Consider the following 6,120-nt stretch of genomic DNA (forward strand, 5'->3'; position numbering starts at 1 on the left):
GGTCACTCCGTGATCGTGGGCGGGGCGGCCAGGAACGGGCGCACCTCGAGCCACTCGTGGGTCGGCTTCCCGCCGGCCCCAGGGGCGGCCGACAGTTCCTCGGCCAGCTCGATGGCGCGCTCGTAGCTGTCGACGTCGATCACCATCCAGCCGGCGATGAGGTCCTTGGTCTCGGCGAACGGGCCGTCGGTGACCGGCGGGCGACCCTCGCCGTCGTACCGGACGAACGTCCCCTCGGGGGCGAGCGCCTGACCGTCGACGAACTCACCGGTCTGCTCGAGCCGGGCCGCGAAGTCGCGCATGTACTGCACGTGGGCCGAGATCTCCTGGGGCGTCCACTGGTCCATGGGCACGTCGTTGACCGGAGCCGGGGCGCCGCGGTAGTGCTTGAGCAGCAAGTACTTGGCCATCGTGGTTCTCCTCGGTGCTGGTGCGACCCATTGTGGTCGCGTTCATTGCGGGGACGGAGCCAGCCACGGGTTCTCGACATCGCCGCCCGAACTTTTTTGGCTCTCGTCGATGAGCCTGGGTGGGCCCTCTCGCGGTGCCCGGGGCCACGGCGTGGCGCGAGGGCGAGACGGAGCGAGGCCTTCCAAGATCAGCAGCCACCAGGCAACTGAATCAAGAGAAGGCCCCGCGTGCGTTACCGGCCTCAGGGACCAACGCTGGACCTGACCGCGGACCTCAAGACGTGGGCTGAGGCGATCGAGCACCTCGCCAGGTAGAGGGGAGAACCGGTGACCGCGACCGTCGAACAAAGCAAAGCCTTGCTCCCCGAAGGCACGGAACTCAGCGACGACCAGCTCCAAGCCCTGATCATGCAGGCATAAACGTATCCGTACGGGCGGGTCCGGACCTTGATACACACCTCGCCCGCGGCCAAGTCACCCAGGCCACCGGGGACTTCATCGAGGCCTCAATGGTCGCCCGCGTCGCCCGCAACCCCGACGGCTTCCGGGCCGAGACCGAAGGCGACCACTCCTACCAACTCGACTCCCGAGCCGCGGCCGGCTTCCTGACGTTGCTGCCCGACGAGCTGACGATGCTCGGCATCGGCAACGGCGCCTTCACCATCGCGCCCACGAACCCCCGACGCTGCCATCACCGTCATCCGCCTGGGGCGGTCGGCCCACCCGAATGGCGGTGCTGGAGTCTGCTGGAGCTCCATGTCGACGAAACCGGGTTCCGGTACCTCGGTGGCGATGCCGCCGCGGTGTTGCGGCTGGCCGTCGGCGTCCAGGGCGCTGCTGCCGGTCAGGTAAGGAGAGGCAAGGCGGTAGCCGGTCGCCGGCACGACTGCGTCAATCGCTTCCTTCGTGCCGTCGGCCCAGACGACTCCCTCGGCCGTGAGACGGCTGAACATCTCCCGCTGGTCGACGCCGTGCCGGTCCAGGGCGGTGCGGTAGCGGCCGTCGTCCAGTACCGAGACCGGCGACTTCAACAGCAGGCGCCCGTGTGACCGGACGACCGGGGCGTTCAGGCGTACGGCTTCGCCGTCGGCGGGTTCCGCCGTGCCTGGACGGCCACGATTGTCATGACCGTGTCGTAATGTCACCGTGCGGGTGCCTGCCGTCGCCGCGGGCTCGTACGCTCCGGCCACACCGACGATTCGGGGGGACACCATGCGTATCAGAGCCCTGCCCACCCTGCGGGCCGCCGTGGCGGCGGTGGCCGGCACCCTGCTGGCCGCACTCGCCGTCGCACCGCCCGCCCGGGCCGACAGCCACAACCTGACCCCGCCCGAGATCCTCAGCGGCTCCGTCCACGGGGGCCGCACCATCGTCCTCGGGCCGGACCGGACGCTCACCTTCCAGGCGACCGTCGTCGCCAGGGCCGCCGCAGGCATCACCCGCTACGGTGTCGAAGTCCACCTCTTCGGGCCGCACGGGCAGCTGCTGCGCGGCGTCGACGACCTGCCAGCCACCTGCGAACCCGTCAGCGTGACCACGTCGGTGTGCACCGAGTGGTTCCGGATCGACACCCGCAGCGCCACGGTGACCAACAGCTATGCCGGCGACTGGACGATGCGGGCGCAGGTGGCGAGCAACAACCTCCGCACGCACCCGGAGAGCAGCATCACCGCCCAGCCGGACCTGAGCACGTTCAAGGTGCGGCGCAGCTCAAAGCTCACCTTCGCCGCCGCCCCCAACCCCGTCCAGCAGGGTCGAGACGTCAGCGCGCTCGGCCGCCTGACCATCGCCGACTGGGAGACGAACACCTACACCAGCGCGGCGGGGCAGCCCGTGGAGCTCGGGTTCTGTGCGACCCTGTGCCGGACCCCGGAGCCGCTGCGCACCCTGAGCACCGGAACGTACGGGCTGACCGGGACGACGTACCCCGCCACCAGGGACGGCTCGTGGTGGCTGAGGTACGGGGGCACCGGGCAGTACGCCGCGACCTACTCGCCGGGGGTGTTCGTCGATGTCCTGGAAGGGTGAGCGTCGGGCGGCGTTCGCGCTGCCCCCGCTGCTCGCGGCGGGGCTGCTCTCCGCGACCGCGCCCGCGGCGGGGCTGCTCTCCGCGACCGCGCCCGCGGCCCAGGCCGCGCCCGTGCCGCACGACTACGGGTATGTGCACGCCGACAGGGCGTCCTGGCCGGAGGGCTGGGACTACACCCCGCGCCGCAGCGCCAACTCCTCGGGCGGCGCGAACGAGGTCGTCCGGGTCGGGACCGGCGAGTACGAGGTGTACATGGAAGGGCTGGGCACCGGCCTGGACTCGAACCGCGGGGTGGCGCACGTGACCGCCCACGGGGCGTCGAACGCGTACTGCACGACCCGCTACACCAGCCGCTACTGGGAGGGCGACGGCAAGGGGGACTCGACGGCGTGGGCCGGGGTCTGGATCTCGCTGCGGTGCTACACGCCGGACGGCGCGCCCACCGACACGGAGTTCACCGCCAGTTGGGCGAACGCCGAGGCGGCCGAGGGCCAAAGCGGCTTCGCGTACCTGACCACCAGCCAGCTGAACAGCCATGTGCCCTACGGGGGGTATTGGTACAACTCCAGCGGCTACGGGGTGAAGGTGTCCCGTGTCGCGCCCGGCCGCTACGAGGTGCAGCTGCCCGGCCAGGGCGGCGGCGGCTTCGACCCCGAGGCCGCGCTGGGGCACGTCCAGGTCACCGCCGCGCACGCGGCCGTGGACGGCCGCCGCTGCATGGTGGGGTCGATCCAGAGCGCCTTCGACCCGGTGACGGTCGAGGTGAACTGCCACGACACGGACGGCAGGCCCGCCGACAGTCTCTTCTCCCTCACCTATGTGCGGAAGGCGAGCCTGGTGCGGACGGATCCGGGTGCGTACGCCCGGGCCCGGGGCGGGGACGACGAGCGCACCGACCCGCAGTGGACGTGGGACGCGCTGGGCGGGCCCACCACCGTGTCCGGCGGCTCCGGGGCGGACGAGGGGCGGTACCGGGTGACGACTCCCATGATGGATCACTTCGACAAGGGGAATGTCCAGGTCACCGCCGAAGGCTCGGACGGGCGCTACTGCAAGGTGGCGCAGTGGAGCCCGGAGGAGGCGATCGAGGTGCGCTGCTTCAACCACAAGGGCGATCCGGCCCGCGGGCCCTTCCTCGTCTCGTACGCGTACTGACCGACCGTCACACGGCCGTGCCGTCATACGACCGAGCCGATGCGGTTCGTCGGGGCGTCCGGGGCTCGACCATGTCAAAGGTCGCACCAGCCAGGAGTCGTTGACGCTGTCGCGGGCGGCGGTGCGGCTACTGGCGCAGTGGCTGGAGCATTCCGCCATCGCACGGCGGCTTGCTCCGCACGATCTGCGTGAGGAGCTGTGGCTGCGCTATGGGACGGGGGCCGACAGCGGCTGGTCGGCGGGCCGGTTCGAGGCTGACGCGCGGGCCGCATGGGCGCGTACGCACCGCTCGTCGACGACGCCTGGCAGCGGCTGCGGATCCACACGCACCGGATCCGCACCACCGTCGAAGCATCTCGTGACCGGCGCTCCTGGCTCGGCAGCAGCCGTGCCACGATCGACCCTCACCGCACCCAGGCTGTGGAGGGCGACCATTACCTGGCAGGGCAGAGCCAGGCGCAGAAGGCCGCCACTGAGGATGTGATCGAGGACGCCCAACGTGATCTGGTCCGCCGGCCCCACCCGCAGGCCGTGGTGGTGCCCACCTCCCACGAGGATCTCGTCGGCTTCGTCCGGGACTTCCCCCAGCTGGCCCGTGAGCTGAAGCTGCATGAGGAGGCGCTGGCCGAACTGCTGGGCGGAGAGCGGGACGTCACCGCCGACGCACCCGGGGAAAGGCTCGTCGGCGATATCACCTACATTCCCACCGGCGGAGGACGGCTGTATCTGGCGACCGTCATCGACTGCTGTACCGAAGAGGTCATCGGCTATGCCATGGACGACCACTACCAGACGCCTCTCATATCCCGTGCCATCCGCAACGCGGCACGGAACCGGAAGCTCGCGAAGGGGGCCATATTTCACTCCGGCCGCGGTAGCAACTACATGTCGGCCGAGTACGGGGAACGTCCTTGGGGAGCTCGGACTGCGACGGTCGGCCGGCCGGACAGGGATCTGTTTTGACAATGCCATGGCCGAATCATTCTTCGGTGCCCTGAAGAATGAGTGTGTGTCACGCGTGAGTTACCCCACGCGCGAGGCCGCTCAAAGAGGCATCAGCCGGTACATCGAATTCTGGTAAAATCTCAAACGCCTTCACTCGGCAGTGGGTTACCGTCCCTCACGCGAAGTCCACGCTGAATTCGAAGAGTTGCGACTTGCCGCTGAAATTGATCGGTCACATCCTTGTCCGAGAAGCGCGAGGCCCTCACAGGCCGGCGACCTGGACCTGGCCATCCCCAAACTCCGCACCGGCAGCTTCTACCCCAGCCTCCTGGAGCGCCGACGCCGCATCGACCAGGCCCTCTACGCCGTCATCATGGAGGCAGCCTTCTAGGGCGCGTATCGAGTCGTGATCAATTTGTGGGATCGCCTTCACGGCGGAGCCTGGATTGGTAGGTCTTCTTGCGTGGCGCGAGTGCAACTGCCCGATGAGGAATGGGAGTTCATCGGGCCGTACCTGCCGATCGGCGAGTACGGGCCGTATCCCGCTCGGTTGCGGCAGTAGTTCGAGGGTGTGATCTGGCGGTTCAAGACGGGTGGGCAGTGGCGGGAGGTGCCGCGGGAGTTCGGTGCGTGGTCGACCGTCCACAACCGCTTCCGGCAGTGGCGTGACGCGGGTGTCTTCGAGGCTCTGCTGGAGGGCCTGATCGCCCAAGCCGCGAAGCGGGGTGAGGTGGACCTGTCCTTGGTCAGCATCGACTCCACCACCGCGCGCGCTCACCACGACGCTGCCGGGATGCACCTGGACGAGGACGTCCTCACCGCCCTGGAGAAGGCGGCCGCCGAGGCGGAGAAGGCCAGGTCAAAAGGGGCAGCCCCGAAGAACAAGACGGGCACGACGCCGAGATCGATCCCGGGCGGGAGGAGCGCCGGCGCATCCGGCGTCGGCGAAAAGTCCGGCTGAAGGCCGCTCTCCTGGGACGCTCCAGGGGCGGGCAGAGCAGCAAGGTTCACCTTGCCGCTGACCGCCAGTGCGCCCGCTGGCGTTCGTGCTGACTGCGGGTCAGGCCGCGGACAGCCCGCAGTTCGTCCCCGTGCTGCGAAAGGTACGGGTCCGCGGCCTGGTCGGCCGCCCCCGCACCCGGCCGGACGCGGTCGCCGGGGACAAGGCCTATTCGTCCCGCGGCAACCGGGCCCACCTGCGCAGACGCGGTATCAAGGCGGTGATCCCGGAGAAGAGGGACCAGGCCGCCAACCGGAGGAAGAAGGGCTCCGGGGGCGGTCCGCCCGTCAGCCACGACGTCGGCCTCTACAAGGAGAGGAACACCGTCGAGCGCCTGATCAACAAGCTCAAGGCCTGGCGAGGCATCGCCACCCGATACGACAAAACCCCAGACAGCTACCTCGCCGGTCTCCACCTACGCGCCTCGATGATCTGGATCAAAGACCTCACCCGGACCACCCAATGATCACGACTCAATACGCTCCCTAGCCTCGTGCTTTCACGAGGTGGGCTGTCCGACTGGTGATCGCGTAAGCAGAAAGTGCCTCTGACCAGCGAGAATGAGGATTGTCGAGGTCCTT

General features: G+C 69.0%; 6 protein-coding genes and 2 pseudogenes. 6 read left to right on the plus strand and 2 right to left on the minus strand.

Annotated features, from left to right (window positions below; genetic code table 11):
* Positions 1 to 2: 2 nt before the first annotated feature.
* Both ACWD3C_RS38655 and ACWD3C_RS38660 read right to left on the minus strand, forming a co-directional pair.
* On the minus strand, positions 3 to 410 hold the full coding sequence (locus ACWD3C_RS38655; RefSeq protein WP_451151670.1) for a YciI family protein: 408 nt from the start codon (positions 408 to 410) through the stop codon (positions 3 to 5).
* Positions 411 to 916: 506 nt separating this feature from the next.
* Positions 917 to 1,441: a hypothetical protein gene (locus ACWD3C_RS38660; protein WP_451151672.1), complete on the minus strand. Its 525-nt coding sequence runs from the start codon at positions 1,439 to 1,441 to the stop codon at positions 917 to 919.
* Between the two features lie 181 nt (positions 1,442 to 1,622).
* Here ACWD3C_RS38660 and ACWD3C_RS38665 point away from each other — a divergent pair, with 181 nt between their 5' ends.
* The 6 genes and pseudogenes from ACWD3C_RS38665 to ACWD3C_RS38690 all read left to right on the plus strand — a co-directional run bounded on the left by ACWD3C_RS38665 (position 1,623) and on the right by ACWD3C_RS38690 (position 6,005).
* Positions 1,623 to 2,438: a hypothetical protein gene (locus tag ACWD3C_RS38665; RefSeq protein ID WP_451151673.1), complete on the plus strand. Its 816-nt coding sequence runs from the start codon at positions 1,623 to 1,625 to the stop codon at positions 2,436 to 2,438.
* A complete protein-coding gene (locus tag ACWD3C_RS38670) occupies positions 2,422 to 3,594 on the plus strand; it encodes a hypothetical protein (RefSeq protein ID WP_451151675.1) in 1,173 nt (390 codons plus the stop codon). The genes ACWD3C_RS38665 and ACWD3C_RS38670 overlap by 17 nt, the downstream gene beginning before the upstream one ends.
* A gap of 270 nt (positions 3,595 to 3,864) precedes the next feature.
* Entirely contained in the window at positions 3,865 to 4,557 is a 693-nt protein-coding gene (locus ACWD3C_RS38675; RefSeq protein WP_451151677.1) for a DDE-type integrase/transposase/recombinase, read from the plus strand.
* A gap of 7 nt (positions 4,558 to 4,564) precedes the next feature.
* A complete protein-coding gene (locus tag ACWD3C_RS38680) occupies positions 4,565 to 4,675 on the plus strand; it encodes an IS3 family transposase (RefSeq protein ID WP_451151679.1) in 111 nt (36 codons plus the stop codon).
* 132 nt (positions 4,676 to 4,807) lie between these two features.
* A pseudogene (locus ACWD3C_RS38685) lies at positions 4,808 to 4,921 on the plus strand (transposase); the annotation flags it as partial.
* 81 nt (positions 4,922 to 5,002) lie between these two features.
* Positions 5,003 to 6,005: pseudogene (locus ACWD3C_RS38690) on the plus strand (IS5 family transposase).
* Positions 6,006 to 6,120: the final 115 nt, after the last annotated feature.

It is taken from the genome of Streptomyces sp. NPDC002845 (genome assembly GCF_053591955.1).

Coding starts and splice junctions, on each gene's coding strand:
- ACWD3C_RS38655 (WP_451151670.1), bottom strand. CDS start 410: ATGGCCAAGTACTTGCTGCTCAAGCACTACCGCGGCGCCCCGGCTCCG.
- ACWD3C_RS38665 (WP_451151673.1), top strand. CDS start 1,623: ATGCGTATCAGAGCCCTGCCCACCCTGCGGGCCGCCGTGGCGGCGGTG.
- ACWD3C_RS38670 (WP_451151675.1), top strand. CDS start 2,422: ATGTCCTGGAAGGGTGAGCGTCGGGCGGCGTTCGCGCTGCCCCCGCTG.
- ACWD3C_RS38675 (WP_451151677.1), top strand. CDS start 3,865: ATGGGCGCGTACGCACCGCTCGTCGACGACGCCTGGCAGCGGCTGCGG.
- ACWD3C_RS38680 (WP_451151679.1), top strand. CDS start 4,565: ATGGCCGAATCATTCTTCGGTGCCCTGAAGAATGAGTGTGTGTCACGC.